The sequence below is a fragment of the Candidatus Ornithobacterium hominis genome, from assembly GCF_900538215.1.
GTDB classification, from domain to species: Bacteria; Bacteroidota; Bacteroidia; order Flavobacteriales; family Weeksellaceae; genus Ornithobacterium; species Ornithobacterium hominis.
The window spans coordinates 582,257-606,420 of the sequence record NZ_UNSD01000002.1 but is presented as its reverse complement, the minus strand read 5'-3'; the positions used below and the strand labels follow the sequence as shown (position 1 = coordinate 606,420).

Sequence of the window (24,164 nt, the reverse complement as noted above, 5' to 3'; positions counted from 1 at the left end):
GGGAATTCAGACGCTTTAGCATTGTTTTACTATCGCTTTTATTTGTTTTTCAACATCATTTAATTCAAAGAAAACATAAGAAATTTTCTTGAGTGACACCAAACCATATGTTTGTGCTAATTTAAAATAAATTCTTGACCTAAATGCCTTCTTTTGAGCTTTTTTAAAATATTTTAATTTTTTCTCTTTTTCTTTTTCCACCAGCGCCAACTCTATATTTTCCCACAGCTGGATATTATTTTTTCGCATTTTAGCGCCCAGCGTATAGTGGTATCTTTTGGGGAAGGTATCTACCAAATCATTCACGTATACATGGAATCTAAAGGCACTTCTATAAATGGGTAAATGCGTAACACTCACGGGTGTAATTATTTTTAATTTTATAAGCAGATTTCAAACTTGCTTTCATTTGCTGGGTTGCTTCATTATAAGTTAGGTCCATGTATTCCTTCAAATTTTGAGGCAATTTATCCACCCAAAGTTTTGTCCACTGGTAGGTATTGGCTTTGGCTAATACACCAAAATACGAATTTAATTTATTTTCTACCAACTGCAATTCTTTCAATTCCTTTTGTCTTGGTAATGCAAAATAAGCTTCTAATTCTTTTTGGAAGATAAAAATATGCTTCTTGAGCCTGCGGCTGATGTAGCAACAGCCTGGCTTGATGTATTGCCCCAAAAAATAAAATCCCTTGCTGTAGTGTTGCAAAACGATCTTGCCTGGGTGGAGCTGCAGTCCAATCTCGCCCAGCCATTCATTCACCATAGGAATCACCGCACGCAGGGTTTCGCTATCTTGGTGCATCAGCAGCATATCATCTACATACCTGCCATAGTGAGGGATGTGTTGCTTGATGCGGTGGTCTATATCATTCAAAAAAACATTTGAAAACAGCTGGCTTGTGAGTGAGCCAATGGGCAATCCGCAATCAGATGCCGTGTGAAACAAACTTTTGCTCCGTGGTATTGTATCCCAATAGTGTAAGGGTGATTTGCGAATGGCATTTTTTGTCGGGTCGTGCAAGGTATTGACTTTCAGCAAATATTCTAAACTTTTTTGCTCTGTTTTCGTTATATCCAGTGCGGTGAAATCTATCATTTGCTGCAATTTTGCATAGAGTAATTTCCTGTTGATATTCATAAAATAGCCACTAATATCTAACTTTAGCACATAGGCATCTTGTGTATAATTACGGCTTACTTTCCGCATAAAACTTTTTGCCCGTTCAATGCCGAACATCGTCCCTTTGCCAACTCGGCAGCTATAGCTGTCATAAATAAACTTTCTGTCTAAATAATCATACAAATAATTATAAATCAAGTGATGAACAACCCTGTCCCTAAACTGCGGTGCAAAAATCTCACGGTGCACAGGCTTGCGCGTCACAAAAACTTTGGCGGGCAATGGCTCATATTGTTGCGTAGCAATTAGCTGACAAAGCTCATATAATTTAGCATCATATTCATACTCAAAGCGCAGCTGTTCTGGCTTGGTTCTTTTGTGCTTTCTTGCACTGTAATAGGCTTCGTGCAATTTTTTATAAAGTAATCTGATAAGCTTTCTTTGTTTCGTTTTAGCAAGAGCATAAAGCTCTAAAATATTAAATTTAAAATTCCTTTTTGGAATTCCCTTTGTCTTCTTAGTATATCTTAGTATATCTTAGTATATCCTTAGTATACTCTAAGTCCTAATTTCTTCTGAGTATTTTTTTTACTCCTTTTGATGCATTGAGGAATACAAATTATTCTTGAAATATTGAAAGATAGAAATACCGTTGCATTTCATTAAAATTAACTTATGGTTTTACCCAAAAAGTGAGCTTATTCCTTGAGGCAACGCACGCTGTTGCCGTTAGCTCGGTTGTCGTTGTTCGTATTGCTGTTGCCACTGTTGAAGTTCATGTTGTGAGCGTTGTTACTGTCGTTAGCAGAGCTACTCCAGTATTCTCCGTTAGAACCCTTGTTGTTCAGCGAACCATTGTTATAGTTATGGTAGCCAGCAGCTGCAAGGCGCAGCCAAGCAGCGACTGGCGAACACCGCCACGCAAAAAAAAGCCTAATTTCACTACTCAGCAACGTGTGTTCTGGTAGCGTGTGCATTCCCTGCACACCTATACCACTCCCCTTAGGGGGAGATGGTTTAGGCTTGGATTAATACTCTATTTTTTGGAAGATTATTCTCCACATTACTCTAGGGCTGCACAACACTCCGCCACCTTACCTTAGCTATTAGGCTACTGACTAGCCACATGCTATTTCAGGCTTCTGTTTTACATACCCAGATGTAGCATCATACAGTTCTCAAAGAGTAAAAAACATAATTTTAAAATCCCTCAATATTTCAAAGAACAATTGGTTAGTGATTTTTCTGCCAAGCGCCTTTTGCGGCGGGCCGCAAAAGGCGGGAATACGCTTGACATCTTCCTCACCTCCCGCTTGCCAGCCGACTTGCCTGCGGCGGGTCGGCTAGCGATACCCTCTCTTAATCCTTGAGGCAACGCACGCTGCCGCCGTAAGCTCGGCTGTCGATGTTCGTACTGCTGTAGCCACTGTAGAAGTGCATGTAGTGAGCGCTGCTACTGACGTTAGCAGAGCTACTCCAGTATTCTCCGTAAGAACCCTTGCCGTACAGCGAACCATTGTCATAGCGATGGGAGCCAGCAGCTGCAAGGTTTGGCAACTTAGTCTGTGTATACATTCCATTACTTCCTATAGCATTGAGTAATTGCTGCCACTCCTGCACAGTCGGAACATGGTAACCAGACGGACAAGGGTTATTAACTCCGCCTGCTCTCCACAACAGCAAATCTGAACCTGTTGCATTTTCACCATTCCGTACCCAGTTAGAGCTTCCAGTAATAAACGCTGAACTGCCTGCGTTTCTCCAATTTGAGGCTTGTGTTGAGGTAGTTTGTACATTTCTAAGCTCATGCCCATCACTCGCTCGCTGCCATTGGTATAATGAACCGTGGGTTTTATCATCATCATGGGCAGCTCTACCAAACAACTGCTGCTGTGGCTTAAAGTTTTCTCCTAGTTTGGCAAATTCTGCTCCTAAGTTGTAATTGAGCCATGTCTTATTATAACCACCTGCTCCTGTAACGGTAACGGGCAAGTAAACAAACTGGTGGCGTAATTGTCCGTTGGTCATTTTGCCAAACATCCTGTCTGGGATACCGCCTATCCCTTTGATGATGACTTTGGATGTGCTCCCGTTAATATCAATATTATAAGTTGCAATGTTGTAACTTTCCCCTGCCGGCAGCTGCCTAACTGGGTAACGCCCACCTCCTTCTACGTTTAGCGTCGCAGTCAACTCGCCTTGCACTCCAAAGTTCCCTGCGGGGATACTAAGCGTGATTTTCTTGGTTGCTCCTCCTTGCCCTGGGGCGGTGGTTTGGGTAATGCTTACGGCATCATAACTTCCTTTTCCACCAGTGTAAGGTATACTGATGCTAACTTGGTTGTTCTCTATAAGACCTTGTATGGGCGTGCTACTATGGGCTAACGACACGATATAATGCTCTTGGTTTTGCAGGTTTGCGTTTCCTTTGTCTACCGTTATTTGCTGGTCTGCACTTAATCCTGATTGGTTGAATCTAGCCGTAAGCGTACCTGCCTGCGGCGTCCCGCTAAGCTGATACGTCAAGGTTTTGCTTGCGCCTCCTTTTAGGCTAACGCCTTTGTGGGCATCGCCATTTACTGTTATATTTCCCCTTTCATTTTCTACCGTAACGGCATTAGAGAAGTCAACATCAATGGGAGAGAATCCATTGTTGGTAATTTTGAAACTTACGCTGGCGCCTGATAATGCCACGCCTCCTATAAATTGCCCGCCGAATGTTGCTGGCGATACTGATACTCTTTGTGATGATTCGCTCCCTACATTGGGGATGCATTGCCATTCGTGGGAACCGCTTCCGTCCCCAAGGTACATCTCAAGGCACTTCTTATCAGTATTATAAATCATCATTCCTTCACTCACATTTTCAAATTTTAAGCGCTGCTCTGTGCTAACATTCGGGAAGTGAACTCCCTGAGGTGTTGCAGGATCCGCTCCCTTTATATAAGCTACATCTAAGCTGCTCCTTGGCTTGTCTGTATTAACGCCCACCTGAGCCATAGCTAAAGCTCCTGGCAATACGGCTAAAGAAAATAATAATTTCTTCATTTGCTTTAATTTTTTTGGTTAATATTTGATTGATTTATTCTTTTTTTAATTAAATTTTTGCTATTTTTTTTGCTTCTTCTTTTAGAAAGAGCCCCAACCCGTGAGGCTCTTCTTTTTGAAGAAATTACTACTTTCACACAGGTGAAAATAGAAAAACCGCACAAGATTTTCTTGCACGGCTTTGCGGTTCGCTCCTACGGGGAAGCAAAAAATTATTATAAGTAGCTGATAATGAGTTGTTTAGCTCATTACTTGTGTGTGTGTGTGTTTACACTTTATTTTGAAACTCACAAATTTCATTTGTTAAAATTTCGTTATTTTTTTGTTAAAATTTTCTGTTGAGATTTTTCTCTTTTCTCAACCTGCCCGCAAATGTATTTCACGTTTTTGAATTATGCAAATTTATTTTTTTTTTGGGCAGAGGATTTTTTTTAAGGCTTTATCCTATCCCCAGCCCTTTCCCAAGGAAAGGGAGTTGACGTGCATTTAAAAATCTCATTTTTTTTTAAGGCTTAATTTTTTTAGTTAAAAGAAGGTCTTTTTTTTAAGGCTTTAGAAATTTTTATTTATTTTATCTCAATCAACGCCAGTAGACCAACAATCACTTTTGCACTAATTGCTAAAAAATTACTTTAGTAATTCCAAAAATTCCAATTCGGTTAAAATTTGAACGCTGCCTAGATCTTGTGCTTTTTTTAATTTTGAACCAGCTTTCTCACCCACGATTAAAAATTTTAAATTTTTAGTCACAGAAGATGCTATTTTACCTCCGTTTTCTTCTACCAATTGCTTGGCTTCATCTCGCGTAAATTCAGCCAATTTCCCAGTGAATAGAAATGTTTGATTTTCAAATTTATTAGACGTTAATTCTTTTTCTGCTGCTTCAAATTGCAATCCTTGATTCATCAAATCTTCCAGCATTTCCATGTGCTCTTTTTGGCTAAAATAGTCTACTACGCTTTTAGAAATTCGCGTACCGACTGTATCGACTTCTTCTAGCTCTTCTGGCTTTGCATTTTGTAGTAATTTTAAATTTGGGAAAGCTTCGACTAATTTTTTTGCAACGGTTTCTCCCACAAAACGGATGCCTAGGCCGTAGAGAACTTTCTCAAACGGAATTTTTTTTGATTTCTCAATGGCATTAATGATGTTTTCTGCTGATTTTTGTGCCATTCGCTCCAGCGGAAGCAAATCTTCTACCTGCAAATGGTATAAATCTGAAATTTTCTGCACTAATCCTACTTCATAGAGCTGTGCAATTGTCTCGCTCCCAATGGATTCCATATCCATCGCTTTTCGGCTAACGAAGTGTTCTATTTTCCCTTTAATTTGTGGTGGGCAGCCGTCTTCATTGGGGCAATAATGTACGGCTTCTCCTTCTGTACGCACCAATGGCGTTGCACAGGCAGGGCATGTTTTTGTAAACTCCACCGCTTGGGCATTGGCTGGGCGGTCTTCTAAACTCACACCTACAATTTTGGGTATAATTTCACCTCCTTTCTCTACATAAACCATGTCTCCCAAGCAAATTTTTAGATTTTTGATAATATCAGCATTATGTAGCGATGCACGCTTTACTGTAGTCCTAGCCAACAGAACGGGTTCTAAATTTGCCACGGGGGTCACCGCCCCTGTTCTGCCCACTTGGTAAGAGACTTTGTTCAATCGTGTTTTGGCTTGTTCTGCTTTGAATTTATAGGCGATTGCCCAGCGTGGTGATTTGGCGGTATACCCCAATTCGTTTTGTTGAAAAAATTGGTTAACTTTTATCACCACACCATCTATCTCATAATTTAAATCGTGCCTTTGCTTGTCCCAAAATGCAATAAAGTTAAAGATTTGCTGTTCAGCTAAGCAAAGTTTTGCTGAATTTGGAATTTTGAAGCCCCATTTTCTAGCTGTTTGCAGCATTGCCCATTGATTATCAAAAGGAAGATTCTTGCCATAAATTCCATAGATAAATGCTGATAATTCCCTTTTAGCCACTTCGGCAGAATCTTGTAGTTTCAAAGACCCACTTACCGTATTTCTCGGGTTCATAAATGTTTCTAATCCTAATTCTTCTCGTTCTTGATTGATTTTATGAAAAGCTTCATGCGTCAAAATAATTTCACCGCGGGCAAAAATTTCATTGGCTTCTGCATCTTTTAATTTTAGAGGAATACTTTTGATGGTCTTCACATTGGCGGTAATTTCATCACCTTGGTAGCCGTCGCCTCTTGTTACCGCTTGTGCCAAAGTGGCATTTTCGTAAGTTAAGCTAATGGACGCTCCATCGAATTTTAATTCGCATACAAATTCAACGGTTTCTCCCAAATCTTTTTTTACTCGCTCGAGCCATTCTTGCAATTCTGAAATTTCATAAACATTGTTCAGCGAGTACATCCGATATTGATGAACAACGGTCGGGAAGTTTTTAGTGATTGCCCCGCCAACCCGTTGCGTCGGTGAATGAGGGTCTGCAAATTTCGGGTACTCATTTTCTAATTCTTGTAGAGCTTTTAATTTCATATCAAATTCAAAATCAGATATTTCAGGCTGATCTAGCACATAATATTTATAATTATGCTCGTCTAATTCTTGAGATAATGCTTTGATTTTTTGCTCTATGCTCATAAAATGATTAATAAAAAACAAAGATAAGCAAAACGAGAATAAGGTTTTGATCGGCTAAACTGAATTACTTGGTTAGATTTTTTTGATGATTTTTTGAATCAATTCTAAATCAATTGGTTTCGGGAATAATTGGTTTGAAAATAAAATTTCTCATTTTCTGAAGTTATGCGTAATTCTTTCAAAATTAATTTGTAAATTGCCTCAAAGTCGACTGTAATAGTATTAATAGTATTTTGCTCATAATCAATGTCATATGTTTTATTTTGGTGTTTTGAGCAACTTTTTTATAATGCACTACGGGTTTAAAGCTTATCTTTGTAGAAATGGTTGAAAAATTTAAATCAGGTTTTGTAAATATCATTGGAAATCCTAATGTGGGGAAATCAACGTTGATGAACAAGTTGGTGGGCGAGCGCTTGTCTATCATTACATCAAAAGTACAGACCACACGCCACCGCATTTTGGGTATTGTAACTACGCCAGAGATGCAGATTGTTCTCTCAGACACGCCAGGAATTCTGAACCCCGCCTACGAACTGCAAAATCGAATGATGAGTTTTGTAGAAGAAGCGTTTAAGGACGCTGATGTGATTTTGTATGTAGTTGAACCGAACCAAAAGAAATTAGAAAACGAACTGCTGAATGAGAAGCTTCACCGCCTGAAAATCCCCGTCATTATTCTTGTGAATAAAATAGATTTGAGTAATCAAGCGGAAGTGGAAGAAACGGTAGACTACTGGCACAAGCAGCTGCCCAAAGCTGATGTTTTGCCTATTTCTGCACTTAATCATTTCAATATTGATTTTCTGCTAGAGAAGATTAAAAATTTACTGCCCGAAGGACCTATGTACTATCCTGAGGATCAGCTGACTGATAAAAGTGAGCGATTCATCGTGAATGAAATCATCAGAGAAAAAATTTTAGAAAATTACCAGCAAGAAATTCCTTATGCGGTGGAGGTTGTGACCGAAAGATTTATAGAAGAAGAGGATGTGATAAGGATTTATGCCGATATTTATGTGGAAAGAGATTCTCAAAAAGGAATTTTAATCGGCCACCAAGGGAACTCTTTATCTAAAATTGGGCGAGAAGCAAGGCTGGAAATCCAAGATTTCTTTCAGAAAAAAATATTTTTAAAGCTTTTTGTAAAAGTGAAGAAAAATTGGCGGAAAAATAATCGTGATTTAGAACATTTTGGGTATTAAAGCTTGTTTGAATTTTTTAGTTAAAAAATTTTTTAAGGCTTAAAAAATTCTTTTTGCTTTCGTTTTCAACGCACTGATTATATGGCGAATAAAAGGTAAATAGCGTCTTTTTTTTAATGATTATTTAATAATTATTTTTGAATTACTTCAAGTCTTTTTAGAATCCTTTGATAATTTGATAAAATGCCGAGACGGCGTTGCCATTGATTTTTTTTAACTTTATTCTAAATTTAGCACAGTTTTTTCTTACGAAAAGCTGAAAAATGAAATTAAGCTTTTTTATATTTGCTTCACTATGATTCAAATTGACGATACCATTATCAGTACAGATGTCCTAAAAAAGGAATTCGTTTGTCATGTAGAGAAATGCAAGGGCATTTGCTGTGTAGAGGGCGATAGCGGTGCTCCGCTGGATGAAGATGAACTGAATATTTTAGATGAAATTTATGAAGAAGTAAAACCTTATCTTCGCCCAGAGGGAATCGAAGCTATTGAGGAGCAGGGGAAATACGTTAAAGACTTTGAGGGCGACTGGACTACTCCGCTGGTCAAAGGTAAAGAATGTGCTTATGTGGTCTTCAATAAAGATGGAATTACCCAATGTGGTATAGAAAAAGCTTATGAAGACAATAAAATTGACTTCAAAAAACCTGTGAGTTGCCATTTGTACCCTATTCGGGTGCAGAAGTACAAAACTTTTACCGCTGTGAACTACGACCAATGGTCTATCTGCAAAGATGCTTGTAGTTTGGGCGAAAAATTAGGTGTTACCGTTGCTGAATTTACCAAAGAAGCTTTGCTGAGAAAATTTGGCGAAGATTGGTACAAGCAGCTGATGATAGCTCAAGATGAACTTTATAAAAATAAATCAAAGTGATAGGAAACGCTGCCTCTGCCCGAAAATCAACCGAAAGTATTGAACGTATTTATATCACCATGCGGCATCTGTTTTATCGAGGTTCGTTCAAAGTTACTGGGACTTCTGGTATGGCTTTGCGTGAACTTTTGCTGAAACTTAACCCAGAAATTTACGGTTCTATTGCTGAACCCAACCGAGTAGAATTGGAAGGCTTGCTCTATGTGCTAGACCGCCTCCCACAAGGGATAGAAGAATGCAGTTATATTAATTTAACTTCGGATGAAGGTTACCAAAATTCTTCTTTTCAGCCCATTGTTCCGCTCAAGAGAAGACGGAACTGCTATCGTATTGATGAGGAGCAAATGAATATTGAAGTAACTCGCGGGCGAAGTGAGATTTATGATATTTTGACGCATTTAACTTTTTTCTATAACGAAGCAGATAAAATTAGGAATAACGCATTCGGTTCAAACCCAAAGAAAATGAACCGAACTTGGCAAAAGTTAGAAGAATTCGTCTATAGCGAAGAAGAGATGCCTGAAGCTGATATAGAGGTGGTTTTGACCTATTTAGCACAAATTTTAGGACGAACTTTTGAAGAAACGAAGTGGGCTTACGAGGCATTTAGTTACCATGAAAACAAGCATCGTCTCTTGCACGTTGTTTACTGGATGGGTAAATTGAGTTATCAAGATTTTAATGGGCTATTAAGCCGTGAGATTCTGTTTACTTCCACATTGATTTCCACCATTGGGCATCATATCACAGGAGAAAAATGGGCTAATCATATTAAAAAAACATTGGTGGAACACCAGTTGCAAAACCGCCCGTTGCATATTATCAGTTCCAATATGCACAGCGTGATGAATATGCTTTACGCTCACCAAAGTTTGAAAGGAGAATATCTGCCCAATTTAGAATTTCAGACGTACGAAGAGCTTTCCGTTCCGAGAAACAAAGATTTGAGAGATCATGTGATGAATTTTGCTCAGCAAAATGGCTTACTTTATATCAAAGATAAATCGGGAGCAAATATTAATGTTCAAATCATTGATTTAGAAAAATATCACTGTAAAAAAGGACCTTTCCAGAATGTGAATTCTAATGATGTGCTACTGGTGATGGATTATGCTTTTGGTGAGCAGGCATTTGAAGTCATGGACGAATTATTAAAGCCTTATAAAAATTTAGAGAATGGTTTTACAATGCAAGTTAAAAGCATCTCAATTATGGGGAAAGCTGGTATTTTAGAAGGGCGCAAGGGAGATATCATGATTCCAACCTCTCATATTTTTGAAGGAACAGCAGATAATTACCCTTTCAAAAATGAGCTTCAGTTGCAAGATTTTCAGTATGAAGATTTGAAATCCTTTAGCGGAATGATGGTAACGGTATTAGGTACTTCTTTGCAAAACAAAGATTTACTGCATTTCTTTAGAGATACCAGCTGGGAGGGAATAGGTCTTGAAATGGAAGGTGCGCATTACCAGAAGGCAATTCAGATTGCTAGTAAAATCCGAGCTCATATTGCAGAAGATGTGAAGGTGCGCTACGCCTACTACGCTTCAGATAATCCGCTGGAAACTGGAGGCACGTTAGCTTCTGGAGGCTTGGGACTTACAGGAGTAAAACCAACATACCTTATTACATCTAAAATTTTAGAGCAAATATTGAAGAAGTAAAAAGCAAGTTTTAAGAATCTAATCTTAGCTACTTTTGATGCAAGTTAAAAATTTGAAGGCTTATTTTTTTTGATAAAAACAAGCATTTCTTTCCTAAAGTAAAGACTGAAGACGGTAATTTCTTTTTCTTTTAGTAAAATTGAGGCATCAGTGGCTGGTGTTTTTTTTGATAAATGTTTGCTAAATGAATAGACGAAACAAATAAAAAACATTCATAATGACATCTGACATCGTATCCAATCTCAAAATAATTGAAAATAGAATCAATCAAGCTTGTATTCAATCCAACAGAAACCCCGATGAAGTGAAATTGCTTCTAGCAACTAAAACGGTTTCTGCTAAAAAAATCCAGCAAGCGATTGCCGCTGGCTATCTGTTAATCGCTGAAAATAAAGTGCAGGAATTGAAAAATAAATATGAAAAGTTAAAAGATACGCCACATATTAATCATTTTATTGGGCATTTGCAGACAAATAAAGTCAAAGAAATTTTAAAGTATGATGTAACTTGTGTGGAGTCTCTCGACCGTCTAAAATTGGCAGAAAAACTTCAAAAAAGATTAGAATTTGAAGATAAAACAATAGACGTTTTCATTCAAGTAAATACCTCTGGAGAGAAAAGTAAATTTGGTGTCTATCCAGATAAAGCTATCGAATTCACACAGCAAGTAGCCCATTTAGATAGGTTGAAAATCAAAGGATTAATGACGATTGGTTTATTTAGCGCCGAAGCAGAAAGAGTGAGGAAATGTTTTCAGCTTCTGAAGAATATTCAAACCAAAATACAATCTTTATCTATCCCCAACGTAGAAATGAATGAACTTTCTATGGGCATGAGCAATGATTTGGAAATAGCAATAGAAGAAGGAGCCACTATTGTGCGTGTAGGAACAGCAATTTTTGGCGAAAGAAAATACCCCGATAGTTACTACTGGAATGAAGGGTGATTTCTAATTATTTAATTAAAAAATTAATAAATAAAATACAAAGAGCTCTTTTATTCATTTGATTTGTCTATCTTTGTACAGAAATTTAATGAAAATGCTAGAAAATATAACTCAAGGACATCCTATACACACGTATTTATTAGAGACTCAGTTGATTCACGAACTGGTGAAAGAACTGGAAGATGTAGATGTGACAAATGATTACCAAAAGTACTATAATATATTCAATCATCTTTCTACCGTAGAGAAAAGATTTGCTAGAAAGGAAAATCAACTTTTCCCGTTTTTAGAAAAAAGAGGATGGACTAATCCATCACAAAATATGTGGTCTTTTCATGACACAATTCGTGATATATTCCGCCTTGTGAGAAAAAATTTGGAGGAACAAGATGTAGCCGCCGTTAATAGAAATACAGAATTTTTGCTAGATAATCTCCTAAGGTTATTAGAAGTCGAGCAGAGAGTGCTCTTCCCAAGGGCAATGGAAATATTGACAGAAGAAGATTGGGTAAATATGCGCCAAGGTGAGGAAGAAATAGGCTGGATGTTACACAAAGAACCAGCAAAATACCCAGCAGAAGAAGCTAAAGAAGATATAAAAGAGGAGCCAGCTTATGTGCATCCGTCTCAAGATACGCAACGCCGAACAGATGTTAAATTTGCAGAAGACGCTCACCATTTTGATGAAGGCTATATGACGGTAGAGCAAGTGAATTTATTGATGAGAACTTTGCCATTAGATATTACCTATGTAGATGAAAATGATAAAGTTATATTCTACAATCGTGGTGATATTCGTGTTTTCCCAAGAAGTGCAGGAATCATCGGCCGAGAGGTTAAATTCTGTCATCCACCCAAGAGTGTAGACACAGTTTTGAAAATAGTTGAAGCATTCAGAAGTGGCGAAAGAGATGAAGCAAATTTTTGGTTCAATTATAGAGGGAAGTTCATCTACGTTCGCTATTTTGCGGTGAGAGATAAAGATAAAAACTACCGTGGTGTCATAGAAATGTCTCAAGAAATCAATCACATCCAAGAAATTTCGGGAGAAAGACGCCTTTTAGAATGGGATTAATAGATTTTTTTTAAGGCTTAAAAAATTTTTAAGCTTTAGTGAGTTCTAGAACGGTGATTTCTGGCCAAATGCCCACTCTCCCTGGGAATGCCAAGTAGCCAAATCCACGATTGACGTAGAGCTGGCGTCCGTTTTTCTCATACCAACCTGCCCAGTTATGATAGCGATATTTGACTGGACTCCAGCGGATAAGCCCAGGAATTTCTATACCAAATTGCATTCCGTGTGTGTGACCAGATAGAGTTAAGTGCAGCATCTTTTCAAACTGAATAACGTTGTCGTGGCCAGGCAAATCATGGTCAAAATGTGAAGGGTCGTGCGATAAGAGGATATTAATATCATCTTCTTGCACGGCTTGAGTTGCTTTTTTCAAATCACCTTTTTTGGGGAAATAATCGGCGTTGCCCCAGTTTTCTACGCCAATGATATTGAGTTTTTTTCCATTTTTTTCGATGCTTTTCATTTCGTTGTTCAGAGGTAAAAAGCCCATCTCTCGCTGGAAATTTTGTAAGCCTTGAATGCTTTCCTTTTTCTCTGCTTCGGTAAGCTTGCCATAATCTCCGTAGTCGTGATTTCCCAAAACTGAGAACATGCCTTCTTTGGCGTTAAGTTTCTTCAGAATGGGCAAAATCGGCTCAACTTCTTTGTAATAGTTGTTGACCATATCTCCCGTGAAGACTAAGACATCGGGATTGGTTTCTGTAATTAAATCAATCCCATACTCTACTTTTTTTAAATTATCAAAGCTCCCAGCATGAAAATCTGATATTTGAGTAATTTTAAAGCCTTCAAATTCTGAGGGTAAATTTTTAATCTTGATTTTCTTACGGATAATATGATAATTGTATTTCCCAATGAATATACCATGCAGAACGCCTAAAAATGGAATGCTCGCAATACCGATTGCCAACCAAGAGATGGCTTTTCTTCTTCCTGAGATATTTTTTTCGACGGAATTTGATTGAAGTTGTTGCGTGAGATAAAGTCCAATTCTGAATAAATCTTCGAGAACCAATGCTATGGCTAGAAATATTTTTGGCACAATAACCAAGCTTAGCAAAATAATGGTTTTCTTAAAATTAGATGATGAGAATCCGCTCGATGTCGAAATTTGGAAGTAAATCAAAGTTCCATAGAGTAATAAATGAAATGCGATATAAATGGCTAAACCCCGCGAGCTCTGGTGAAGAGTTCTAAAAGCTTGATAGCTATAAAATTCAATAGCTAAAATCAGAATCCAAAAATAGATTTTCATATTCATCCCGTGAGATAAATGCATGAGAAACCGAAAAAACACCATATCCGTCAGCGTAAGAAGGACGATGAGCGGGATGATGAAAGTCCTGATAAAAATCATTCTGCTGGGAAGTGATAAAGTAAAGCATTGATATTCATTCCCGCACCAACGCTTGCTAAAATAATTTTATCATCAGGGTAAAACTGGTGATTCCCCAATTGATTTTTTCTTACCAAATCAAACATCGTAGGCACAGTAGCTACGGAGCTATTACCAAAATCTTGAACCGTCATTGGCGCAATATCTTTTGGAGCATCTGAGATGCCGTTTAGTTTATAAAAACGCTTCACCATAGCGTGATCCATTTTAGCATTTGCTTGGTGCAAAAGAATTTTTTTGATTTCTTTTACATCAACCCCAGCTTGTTCTATCAAACGGTGCATCGCTGCTGGAACTTTTTTCAGTGCATACTCATAGACTTTTCTTCCCTTCATGCTTACGCTCTTGGAGGCGCCTTTGTACTCGGTATTGAGAGAGGGGCCGTTGGTCAAATAATCCAATTCCTCTAAGTTGTCTGATATTGTCAAATAATGAAGAACACCACATTCTTGGTCGCTTTTTTTATTTTCTAAAATGACGGCACCAGCACCATCAGCAAAAATCATAGCGGTGCGGTCATATGGGTCAACAGCACGAGAAATCATATCAGATCCTATAACTAAAATCTTCTCTGCTAAGCCAGCTTTGATGAATTGCGTGGCTAAAATCAATGCTTCATTGAATCCTGGGCAACCAAAAGTCATATCATAAGGTCTGCACGCATTATTTTTGATGCCTAATTTGTTTTTTACCCTTGCCGACATACTGGGCATGACATCCGCTAAGCCTTGCCCGTGAGAAATATTGCCATAGTTTGATGCTACGATGACGTAGTCAAGCGTTTCTTTATCTACACCAGCGTCCTGCAGTGCTCTGCCACCTGCAATGGCAGCCATATCTGAGTTTTGAAGCTCTGGTTCTGCATATCTTCTCGATTTAATTTCGGTAATTTCTTCAAATTTTTGAATTGTCTCTTGATTAGATTTTTGAATTTTCTCACCTTTTTCATCAAAAAATGTATGATTTAAAAAATAATCGTTTTCAATAATGTTTTCGGGCAAAAAATGTCCTGAGCCAGTAATTACAGCATTCCGCATTTTATCAATTTTTGAGAATACAAAGTTAAAAAAAAGAATGGCAATAAACACCCCACTTTTCACATTGAATTTTCTCTTCCATAATCTACCGTGAATTATAGTGTATTACCTGATTTCAAGTAAAAAATACTTGCTCCTGTTATTATTTTTTTTTAAGCCTTAGAAAATTTTATTGATTGTTTGTCGTAATGTAGCTTGCAATTTTTTCTATCAAGTGAATTCTATCATAGCCATACACATTATGCTCATGCATAGGGTATTCAAAGAAGTCAATCGGGATATTTTTTGTCACGGCTTCTTGCATCATACGTAGGCTATGCTGAGGCACCACTACATTATCTATACTACCAGTAATTAGCATTAATTTCCCTTTTAAGTTTGTGATATGATTGGCCAAATTGGAGTTTTGATAGCCTTCAGGATTTTCTTGCGGCGTATCCATATAGCGTTCACCATACATCACTTCATACAAGCTCCAGTCTGTGACTGGCCCTCCTGCAACGCCTGTTGTGAAAACGCCTGGCTTCTTCAGCATCAGACTGCTCGCCATGAATCCTCCAAAACTCCAACCATAGACAGCCATTCGGCTGGAATCCACATATTTGAGTGATTTCAAATATTCTACTCCTTTCATTTGATCTTGAATTTCATTTTCGCCCAATTGACGATGAATGACACTCTCAAATTCAAAACCTCGATAAGCTGAACCTCTATTGTCTAATGTAAATACTAAATAATCTTCTTGTGTCGCAAAAGCAGAAAACCACATGTCCGTTCCGCCTAAAAATGAATTGGTTACCAGCTGTGCGTGCGGCCCACCATAGACATAAACTAGGACAGGGTATTTCTTATTTTCATCAAAATTGGCAGGTTTGATTAAATTAGCATAAAGCTTCGTTTTCCCGTCTGCGGCTAAAATTTCCACTGGGTCGATTTCTCCTAATTTATACTCTTTTAGCGGATTTTCAGCTTGATTTATAACCTTTCTAGCTCCTGTTTTTACATTTACAATCTGAGTAATGCCAGCTACATCGTAACTGGAATAGCTATCAATCAGATACGTTCCATTATCGTTGAGCACGGCTTGATGAGTTCCTGTTTCGGGCGTGAGGTTTGTAATTTTTTTACTCTTTAAATTTACTTTATAAATATGATTTTCTCTTCCGTCTTCTCCCGTTCCTTCAAAGATGACTTCATTCCCGTTGAAACCTAAAATATCTTTAATTACCCATTTAACTTTGGTTAATTGCTGAATTAGTTTCCCATTGATATTGTAGTGATAGATATTGTTGAACCCATCTCGCTGACTGATGAAGAGAAATTCATTTTTCCTGCTAGGGATAAAGAATGATGTATGCTCTGGCTCTACCCAGCGTTCATTTTCTTCAGAGAAAATAGTTCTGATTTTTTTCCCCGATTTAGCATCGTATAAATTAAAATCAAAACGCGTGGTTGCTCGATTAATTTCAGCCAATAAAATGTGTTTTTCATCTGGTGACCAGCCTAAATTCGTCAAATAATGTTCATCTTCGGTATTGATGTCTAGGTAGATTAATTTTTTATTCTTCAAATCATAAATTCCAACTTTCGCCTTTTCGCTGCCTTGCCCTGCCATCGGGTACTTAATGTTTTTGAGACGCGCAGGCGTTGTATCAATATCTACCAACGGGTAATCAGTTACTTGAGTTTCATCTTTCTCATAAAAGGCTAAGTAGTTCCCCTCAGGAGACCAAAATGTCCCTTTATGAATTCCATATTCACTGCGATGAATCGCTTGCCCGCTGATGATATTTTTATCTTTATTTTCTTTTACAACCAAAGTTTGATTATCAAACTTTTTAATGTATAAACCATTATCTACCGTGAAGGCTACTGCTTTGGATTTTGGGCTAAAGTCTACGTTTTCATAATTTTGGCTTAAATTTATCGTTTGTGATTGCCCATTGTTTAAATTAATGACAGAGAGAAACTCCCCACTCTGTATGGTGAAATTTTCTTCATCAAAATTTTTCATACTCGGAATTCTGTTCAATTTCGGGAATCGTTTCTGAAATTCTGCTAAAGTGATTTCTTTATTCGGATTTTCCTTATCCGCATCTACGATGATTAATTTATCATCATCAGTGTAGTAATAGCGATTTGAATTCTGTACCCAATTCAGGTTTTCCACACCAAGAGGGTAAAGCCCATTGTAGTAGCCCATAACCGCATCTGAAATACTTAATTCCTTTTGCTGAGCGCTCAAGAAAGAACCCAATAGAATTAAGGTGAAAAAAACATTTTTCATACCACTAAATTTATTTTTGTGAAAATTCATTTTAGAACTAATTTTATTTAATATATTTATTTAATATAAATGTTTCAATTTTTTTAAGCCTTTAGAAATTTCAAGTCACTTTCTGTTTCAATTTCATAAGGCTTTTGATTTCTCAGAAAAATTCGTGCCGAGAATTTACCCTTCAAATGTAGCTCCTCTCCCACTCCGCGTATCCATGAGCCTTCTCGCAGCCCAATTACTGGGGTTTCGTTTTGGCTAAGAAATTCCAATATGCGGACTTCACGCGTTTCGCCATTGTGCGTAGAGTTTGGGTCGGGGTCTAGATAATGTGGATTGATGTTGAACGGGATAATCTTCAGTGCTTCAAAACTTGGTGGATAAACTATTGGCATATCATTCGTGGTTTTGATGTTTTGCCCCGCAATATTACTGCCAGCACTTGTGCCTAGGTAAGGCGTTTTGTCTTGAATTTTCTGGCGTAAAGTTTCCATTAAATTTAATTCATACAAAGTTTTGAGCAATAAGAAGGTATTGCCTCCCCCAGTAAAAATGGCTTCAGCATTTTGTAAAGCCTCTACAGGATTTTGAAATTCATGCAAACCTTTTACTTTTTTTTCTAAGCCTTGAAAAAATTTTGCAGCCGTTTTTGTGTACTCATCATAAGAGATTCCCGAAGGGCGAGCAAAAGGAATAAATGTAACCTCCTCTATATCAGATAATAATTCTTCTAGTGCAGTCGAGAGATAAGCTAAATAATCTTGCCCAAACATCGTGGAAGTACTGGCTAAAATAAAGTTCATGCTTTTTTCTTTGTGTTCAAAGATAATAGAATTAATTTTGAGATTAAATTTCTGCTAAAAAAAATCTTTATGGGAATCAATACTCGCATTTTTAATTCAATCTTAGATAACGATTTTTATAAATTTACAATGCAATGTGCTGTGGTAAAGCTCTTCCCAAATGTGAAGGCAAAGTATAAATTCATCAACCGTGGGAAACATGAGTTCCCACAAGGTTTTGATAAATTACTGAGAGAAGCGGTAGATTATATGGCACAGCTACAGTTGACGAAAGATGAGAAGCATTTCATCATTCGCACTTGCCCGTATTTGAACCCAGCTTACATAGATTTTCTAGAAGGTTACCGCTACGACCCATCTGAGGTGCACATCAAGCAAAATGGTAACGACTTGGAAGTGAAGGTGGAAGGTTTCTGGTACAGAACAATCTTGTGGGAAGTTCCTTTGCTTTCATTGATTTCAGAATTATACTACAAAGCAACTGGACAAACCAGCTGGGATGATGAGAAAATTATAAAAAATACCTTAGATAAGGTTAAACTATTCAACGATTTAGACGTTCGCTTCGCTGAATTTGGTACTCGCCGCCGCCATTCTTACCACGCACACCGTTTGGTTGTTCACACCCTAGAAACCTTCAATGGCAAAAGTTTCATCGGCTCGAGTAATGTTCACATGGCAATGCTTTACAACACAAAACCGATTGGAACTCACGCACATGAATGGTTTATGTTTCATGCAGCAGAATATGGCTTCAAGATGTCTAATACAATGGCGCTGGAACATTGGGTAGATGTTTACCGCGGAGATTTGGGTGTTGCGCTTTCAGACACTTATACAACAGAGGTTTTCTTCAAACAATTTGATAAAAAATTCAGTAAACTTTTTGATGGTGTACGTCACGATAGCGGAGACCCGATAGAATTTGCAAATAAAACCATAGAACATTATAAGCATTTAGGCATTAATCCTCATTTTAAATACATTATCTTTTCAGACGGATTAAACCCAGAGAAAGTCGAATCCATCACCCATGCAACTAAAGACAAAATTGGCATCTCTTTTGGTATCGGAACTAATTTAACCAATGATGTTGGTCTTCGCCCAATGAATATTGTCATCAAATTAACTCAAGTACTGACCAGCGACAACGAGTGGGTGGATACCCTAAAATTATCTGACGAAAAAGGTAAACACACGGGAAATCAAAAAATGATTGATTTAGCCAAAGAAATCTTAAGAATAGAACAATGATGAAGAAAAGTCAAAATAAAATCATAGAATTTCGTGATTTGGGAGCCCACCAAGCCTATCAAGAAACTTGGGATTTTCAAGAAAAAATCTTGAGTGAAATTGTAGATTTAAAGATGAGCTTCCGACAACTGGAACGAGCTTATTCAGCAGAAAAGGATGAAGCTAAAAAACAAGACTTAGCAGAAAAAATGCAAAAAATCCAAACGCCCAACTATCTTTTTTTCTTAGAACACTCCCATGTCTATACACTGGGAAAAAGCGGAGATGAACATCATTTGCTAATCAATCAAAAAAAACTGAACGAAATCAATGCTACCTACGTGAAAACAAATCGTGGCGGAGATATTACCTACCACGGCCCAGAGCAATTGGTGGGGTATCCGATTTTAGATTTAGACAACTTTCAGACTGATATTCACTGGTATTTACGTAGTTTAGAAGAAATCATCATCAAAACCTTGGCCGATTATGGACTAAAAGGTGAGAGATCAAAAGGTGAAACTGGCGTTTGGCTAGATGTCGGGAAACCCTTCGCCCGGAAAATTTGTGCCATGGGAGTTAAAGCCTCTCGTTGGGTCACGATGCACGGATTTGCCCTAAACGTGAATACTGATTTACGTTATTTTGAATACATCGTCCCTTGTGGCATCAAAGACAAAGCAGTGACTTCTCTGCAACGGGAATTAAACAAAGAAGTAAATATGGTAGAAGTAAAATTAAAAGTTGTACAATATTTTGAAGAAGTCTTCAATGCTGAAATCAAACGACTAAAATAGATTTTCACTACTTTTTTTTAAGGCTTAAAAAATTTTTGCATCACGCAAACTCAATCCATTAAAATCTTAAACTTTTATTATACTCAATAAACTAAACCTGATTTTCCGCTTTTCGTTTCACGCATTATTTTTAGAATAATTAAAACCAATTTCTGCCTCATAAACTCTCCTGAAACAAAAATAGAAGCTTACCCCGTTGCACATTTGATAAAAGAATGTGGCATTTAAACCTAAATTACCCAAGTCAGCTAAAATAATTTTGAATCACTAAGTAGATAATGATTTCGTTTACAACGATTTATAAAAAAATTCTATAAAAATGAAAAAAAAACCGAAAAACGTTTGTAAATAAAAAAAAAGGTTTTATATTTGCATCCGCAATCAACAATGAAGTTGATTTTAAAAAGTTCTTAACAAGAAATCAAAAAATATTGATCCGGTAGTTCAGCTGGTTAGAATACCTGCCTGTCACGCAGGTGGTCGCGGGTTCGAATCCCGTCCGGATCGCAGAAGCCTAGCACGTAAGTGTTGGGCTTTATTTTTCATATTACATTTATATTTATATTATCATTATATTCATAATATTTAAACACCTGAAAATCAATTAAATATATAAACTCCCGGATTTTTGAGCAACTTTTTGTTTATAATACATTTTGGGTTATAAATTTTAATGCATTTAAATATTTTTTTTTATTAAAAAATTCTCATTAAATTCATGTAGATTTGTAAGTAAAAATCAGGGGGTATGCATCAGCTAAAAATCATTCAGGAAGATCCGTATTTAAAAAATTATGAACGCCAACTCATCAATCGGATTGAGTGGTATCAAAACACCAAAGATTATATTGAAAAGCATTTTGGGACGCTTTATAATTTTGCCAATGCACATCTGACTTTTAGTTTCAATTATGATGAGAAAAATAAAGGATGGTGGTTTCGTGAATGGCTTCCGCACGCACATCAAGTTTTTTTGATTGGTGATTTTAATGATTGGAATAGAAGTTCACACCCGCTCAAGAGAGGAAACTTTGGCGTTTGGGAAATTTTCTTGCCAGATGTGGAGTACAAAGATAAGCTCGTGGCTGGGTCTGAAGTTAAAATTCATGTAATTGCAGACAATGGCGCACTCGATAGGATTCCAGCTTACATCAGAGAAACTTCTGAGGATGAAAATCATAATTTTAATGGGGTCTTCAGTGGGTTTAATACCTTTAAATGGACAGACGAAAATTTCCGAAAACAAAAAATTGAAACACCTCTGATTTACGAAGCACACATTGGCATGGCTACCGAAAAAGAAGAGGTGGGTAGCTACCGAGATTTTGCTGATAAAATCTTACCTCGCATCAAAAATTTGGGGTACAACACAGTTCAGCTCATGGCAATACAGGAGCACCCCTATTATGGCTCTTATGGCTACCAAGTTTCTAACTTTTTCGCGCCTTCTTGCCGTTTTGGCAAACCAGATGATTTACGCTACCTTATCAACAAAGCACATGAGATGGGGCTAGCTGTGATTTTGGATGTAATTCACAGTCATAGTGTTAAAAATAGAAATGAAGGATTAATTGAATTTGATGGAACGTCTTTGTATTTCACTGGCCATCACCCAGAGTGGGATTCAGCCATTTTTGATTATGCCAAACTAGAGGTCAAGCGATTTTTAGCTTCCAACCTACGCTATTGGATGGAGGAATTTCACTTTGATGGCTTTCGGTTTGATGGAGTAACAAGCATGCTCTATCACCACCATGGTTTAACGGACTTCACAGAATATCATCAGTATTTTGAGCATGTGAACAATGACGCTGTAATTTACCTTCAGCTTGGGAATGATTTGATTCATGAAATCAACCCCAATATAATTTCCATTGCAGAGGACATGAGCGGAATGCCTGGGATTTGCCGCTCTGTGAAAGATGGAGGATTGGGATTTGATTACCGATTGGCAATGGGGATTCCTGATTTTTGGTATAATTTATTGGAAAATAAATCTGATGAGCAATGGCATATGGGCGACCTCTATTGGCGATTGACCAATCGTAGGCTAAATGAAAAAAACATTGCTTATGCCGAGAGTCACGACCAAGCAATGGTAGGTGATAAAACTTTGGCTTTTTGGCTGATGGATAAAGAAATGTATACAGCCATGGAAAAAAGCCAAGAAAATATCATCATCGACCGTGGAATAGCTCTTCACAAGATGATTCGTCTCATTACCGCAACACTGGGTGGAGAGGCTTATTTAAACTTCATGGGCAATGAGTTTGGCCACCCTGAATGGATTGATTTCCCAAGAGAAGGGAACAATTGGTCTTACCACTATGCTCGCCGACAGTGGTCGCTAGCAGAGAATAAAAATTTAAAATATGAGTTTTTACTTAATTTTGATCAAAAATTAATTGATTTTATCAAAAAAACAGCTTTATTAAACCAAAAAAATGATTACAAAATATTAGAGGATAATGAAAATAAAATTTTAGTATTCTCTAAAGGCTCACATCTATTTGCATTTAATTTTGGAACAGAAAGTTTCTTTGATTTTGCTATTCCGCTGAAAGAAAAAGGAAGTTATAAAATTTGCCTGAGCACTGATGATGAGCCGTTTGGCGGTTTTGAGCGAATTGATAAAGATTTAGTTTATAAAACACAAAAAAACAATGATTTACTGATTTATTTACCAAGCCGAACTGCTTTGGTTTTTGAGAAAAAATAATTTTTCAAGGCTTATTAAAAATCTATTTACAAAAAAAGTCAAAAGCTTCAAAGCTTGAGTTTTTGACTTTTTTTTAAAGGCTTTAAAAAATTTTCTCTTTATTTCCCTGGTAATCAGAATTCAAACTTAAGCCTAAGAAAACATTCATCTTCTTAAGATGTGATTTGCCTATCAAATTTGCTCAAAATATCTTTGGCCTAGCATTTTATCAATTCCTTTTGGCTCGTGAGTGATTTTGTAAGCTGTTTTCTCAACATCGGGGGAGTAATCTTCTAATATAATATGTGTAGAATATGTGTAGAATCTTTTGCCATAGAAATGGGGGCAAAAACTTCAGTAGATAAATTTTGCCCAAAACAAAAGTGTCCTAAAAAAATTAGGACACTCATCAAGAAAGATTGATTTAAATTATTTTTTTTCATCCTTTACAGGCGATTGAGGTTTCATTTGTTCTGGAAAGATATATATTTTATGATATTTCACTAAATCATCAATCGGCTTTTTCACAATATTCCCTACGTGTAAATTATATTTATTGGCTACAGATTTTAGCGTACTCTCGTAGTAATGTGCGATAGAACCGATGAAATTGATTTCTGCATCTGCTTTTTCTTTGTATGGCATCACGTGATAAAGGAAAAATTCCTCTAAGCAATTAAAAACCAATTCTTGAATAAATGGCTCGTATTTGTGATCTGATGCAAAAACACTAAATGATGCTAAATATGCATTAGCAAACTGATTGTTGTATACTTTTTCTTCAATGTCTTTTTCGGTTAAATTATATCTTTCTTTGAATGTTCTCCTCAAATGTGTAGGAAACTTACCGCAAAAATAAGCCCTAATCAACTGACGACCAATATGATTTCCGCTACCTTCATCCCCTAAAACATAGGATAAAGCTGGTGTTTCTTCTTTAATGGTTTCACCGTCAAAATAGCAAGAATTAGACCCAGTTCCTAAAATACAAACAATTGCAGGTTTACCGTTATATGCAGCGTAAGCAGCCGCTTTCATATCATGGTCTATCAAATTAGTTGATTTTGAAAAGAACTCATCAAAAGGTTTTTTAACGACTTTTGAAAAATATTGGTTATGAACTCCAGCTCCATAAAAATAAATTTTATTGATTTTATCTTTTAGTGCTGTTAATTCTTTATTTTTCTTTAATTCCTTCAATATATCTTCTTCTTTGATAAAAAAAGGATTAAACCCAATCGTTTTTGCACGTTCTATTTCTTTCCCGTTTGATTCGTCTAAAATTACCCAATCAGATTTTGTAGAGCCACTGTCTATAATTGCTATCATTTTCTATAAAATTATTTAACATCATAAATTTACATAAGCATT

Annotated in this window: 18 protein-coding genes and 1 tRNA gene; 9 read left to right on the top strand and 10 right to left on the bottom strand. The window is 37.0% G+C overall.

What is annotated here, in order from left to right:
• Positions 1-15 precede the first annotated feature (15 nt).
• The 5 genes from D5J18_RS03015 to ligA form a co-directional block, all read right to left on the bottom strand.
• The gene (locus D5J18_RS03015; protein ID WP_165844947.1) at positions 16-360 is read right to left on the bottom strand and encodes a four helix bundle protein; all 345 of its coding nucleotides are present in this window, start codon (positions 358-360) and stop codon (positions 16-18) included.
• Entirely contained in the window at positions 332-1,534 is a 1,203-nt protein-coding gene (locus tag D5J18_RS03010) for a reverse transcriptase domain-containing protein (RefSeq protein ID WP_260377438.1), read from the bottom strand. Before D5J18_RS03010 ends, D5J18_RS03015 begins: the two co-directional genes overlap by 29 nt.
• A gap of 287 nt (positions 1,535-1,821) precedes the next feature.
• Positions 1,822-2,100 (bottom strand): fibrobacter succinogenes major paralogous domain-containing protein, encoded by a 279-nt coding sequence (locus tag D5J18_RS03005; RefSeq protein WP_119057513.1) that lies wholly within the window; start codon positions 2,098-2,100, stop codon positions 1,822-1,824.
• A 382-nt stretch (positions 2,101-2,482) separates the two neighbouring features.
• Positions 2,483-4,171 carry an FISUMP domain-containing protein gene (locus D5J18_RS03000; protein ID WP_119057512.1) on the bottom strand — a complete coding sequence of 563 codons (1,689 nt, stop codon included), beginning with the start codon at positions 4,169-4,171 and terminating at the stop codon, positions 2,483-2,485.
• 627 nt (positions 4,172-4,798) lie between these two features.
• A complete protein-coding gene (ligA, locus tag D5J18_RS02995) occupies positions 4,799-6,787 on the bottom strand; it encodes an NAD-dependent DNA ligase LigA (protein WP_119057511.1) in 1,989 nt (662 codons plus the stop codon).
• A gap of 323 nt (positions 6,788-7,110) precedes the next feature.
• On the opposite strand from ligA, the gene era reads away from it, so the two are divergent.
• The 5 genes from era (at position 7,111) to D5J18_RS02970 (ending at position 12,554) form a co-directional block, all read left to right on the top strand.
• Positions 7,111-7,992 (top strand): GTPase Era, encoded by an 882-nt coding sequence (gene era / locus D5J18_RS02990; protein ID WP_119057510.1) that lies wholly within the window; start codon positions 7,111-7,113, stop codon positions 7,990-7,992.
• A 295-nt stretch (positions 7,993-8,287) separates the two neighbouring features.
• On the top strand, positions 8,288-8,869 hold the full coding sequence (locus D5J18_RS02985; protein WP_119057509.1) for a DUF3109 family protein: 582 nt from the start codon (positions 8,288-8,290) through the stop codon (positions 8,867-8,869).
• Positions 8,870-8,928: 59 nt separating this feature from the next.
• Positions 8,929-10,533, top strand: coding sequence for a DUF6909 family protein (locus tag D5J18_RS02980; protein WP_119057623.1), 1,605 nt, complete (start codon positions 8,929-8,931; stop codon positions 10,531-10,533).
• A gap of 217 nt (positions 10,534-10,750) precedes the next feature.
• The gene (locus tag D5J18_RS02975) at positions 10,751-11,479 is read left to right on the top strand and encodes a YggS family pyridoxal phosphate-dependent enzyme (protein ID WP_119057508.1); all 729 of its coding nucleotides are present in this window, start codon (positions 10,751-10,753) and stop codon (positions 11,477-11,479) included.
• A 94-nt stretch (positions 11,480-11,573) separates the two neighbouring features.
• Positions 11,574-12,554, top strand: a complete 981-nt coding sequence (locus D5J18_RS02970) for a DUF438 domain-containing protein (RefSeq protein WP_119057622.1) — start codon at positions 11,574-11,576, stop codon at positions 12,552-12,554.
• 28 nt (positions 12,555-12,582) lie between these two features.
• Here D5J18_RS02970 and D5J18_RS02965 read toward each other — a convergent pair whose 3' ends face one another.
• The 4 genes from D5J18_RS02965 to pepE form a co-directional block, all read right to left on the bottom strand.
• A complete protein-coding gene (locus D5J18_RS02965; protein WP_260377437.1) occupies positions 12,583-13,911 on the bottom strand; it encodes a metallophosphoesterase in 1,329 nt (442 codons plus the stop codon).
• Positions 13,908-14,987, bottom strand: coding sequence for a 3-oxoacyl-ACP synthase III family protein (locus D5J18_RS02960; protein WP_119057507.1), 1,080 nt, complete (start codon positions 14,985-14,987; stop codon positions 13,908-13,910). The genes D5J18_RS02965 and D5J18_RS02960 overlap by 4 nt, the downstream gene beginning before the upstream one ends.
• A 169-nt stretch (positions 14,988-15,156) precedes the next feature.
• Positions 15,157-17,274 carry a S9 family peptidase gene (locus tag D5J18_RS02955; RefSeq protein WP_119057620.1) on the bottom strand — a complete coding sequence of 706 codons (2,118 nt, stop codon included), beginning with the start codon at positions 17,272-17,274 and terminating at the stop codon, positions 15,157-15,159.
• Between the two features lie 83 nt (positions 17,275-17,357).
• Positions 17,358-18,065, bottom strand: coding sequence for a dipeptidase PepE (gene pepE, locus D5J18_RS02950; protein WP_119057506.1), 708 nt, complete (start codon positions 18,063-18,065; stop codon positions 17,358-17,360).
• A gap of 69 nt (positions 18,066-18,134) precedes the next feature.
• Between pepE and pncB the strand changes: the two genes are divergently transcribed.
• From pncB to D5J18_RS02930, 4 genes are all read left to right on the top strand, one after another.
• Complete coding sequence (pncB, locus tag D5J18_RS02945) at positions 18,135-19,319, top strand: nicotinate phosphoribosyltransferase (protein WP_119057619.1); 1,185 nt, start codon at positions 18,135-18,137, stop codon at positions 19,317-19,319.
• On the top strand, positions 19,319-20,095 hold the full coding sequence (gene lipB, locus D5J18_RS02940) for a lipoyl(octanoyl) transferase LipB (RefSeq protein WP_119057618.1): 777 nt from the start codon (positions 19,319-19,321) through the stop codon (positions 20,093-20,095). Before pncB ends, lipB begins: the two co-directional genes overlap by 1 nt.
• 433 nt (positions 20,096-20,528) lie before the next feature.
• Positions 20,529-20,602: transfer RNA gene (locus tag D5J18_RS02935), tRNA-Asp, on the top strand.
• 241 nt (positions 20,603-20,843) lie between these two features.
• A complete protein-coding gene (locus D5J18_RS02930) occupies positions 20,844-22,814 on the top strand; it encodes an alpha amylase C-terminal domain-containing protein (protein ID WP_119057505.1) in 1,971 nt (656 codons plus the stop codon).
• Positions 22,815-23,222: 408 nt separating this feature from the next.
• Here the strand turns inward: D5J18_RS02930 and D5J18_RS02925 are convergent, their stop codons facing one another.
• A complete protein-coding gene (locus tag D5J18_RS02925; RefSeq protein WP_119057504.1) occupies positions 23,223-24,122 on the bottom strand; it encodes an ATPase in 900 nt (299 codons plus the stop codon).
• Positions 24,123-24,164 lie beyond the last annotated feature (42 nt).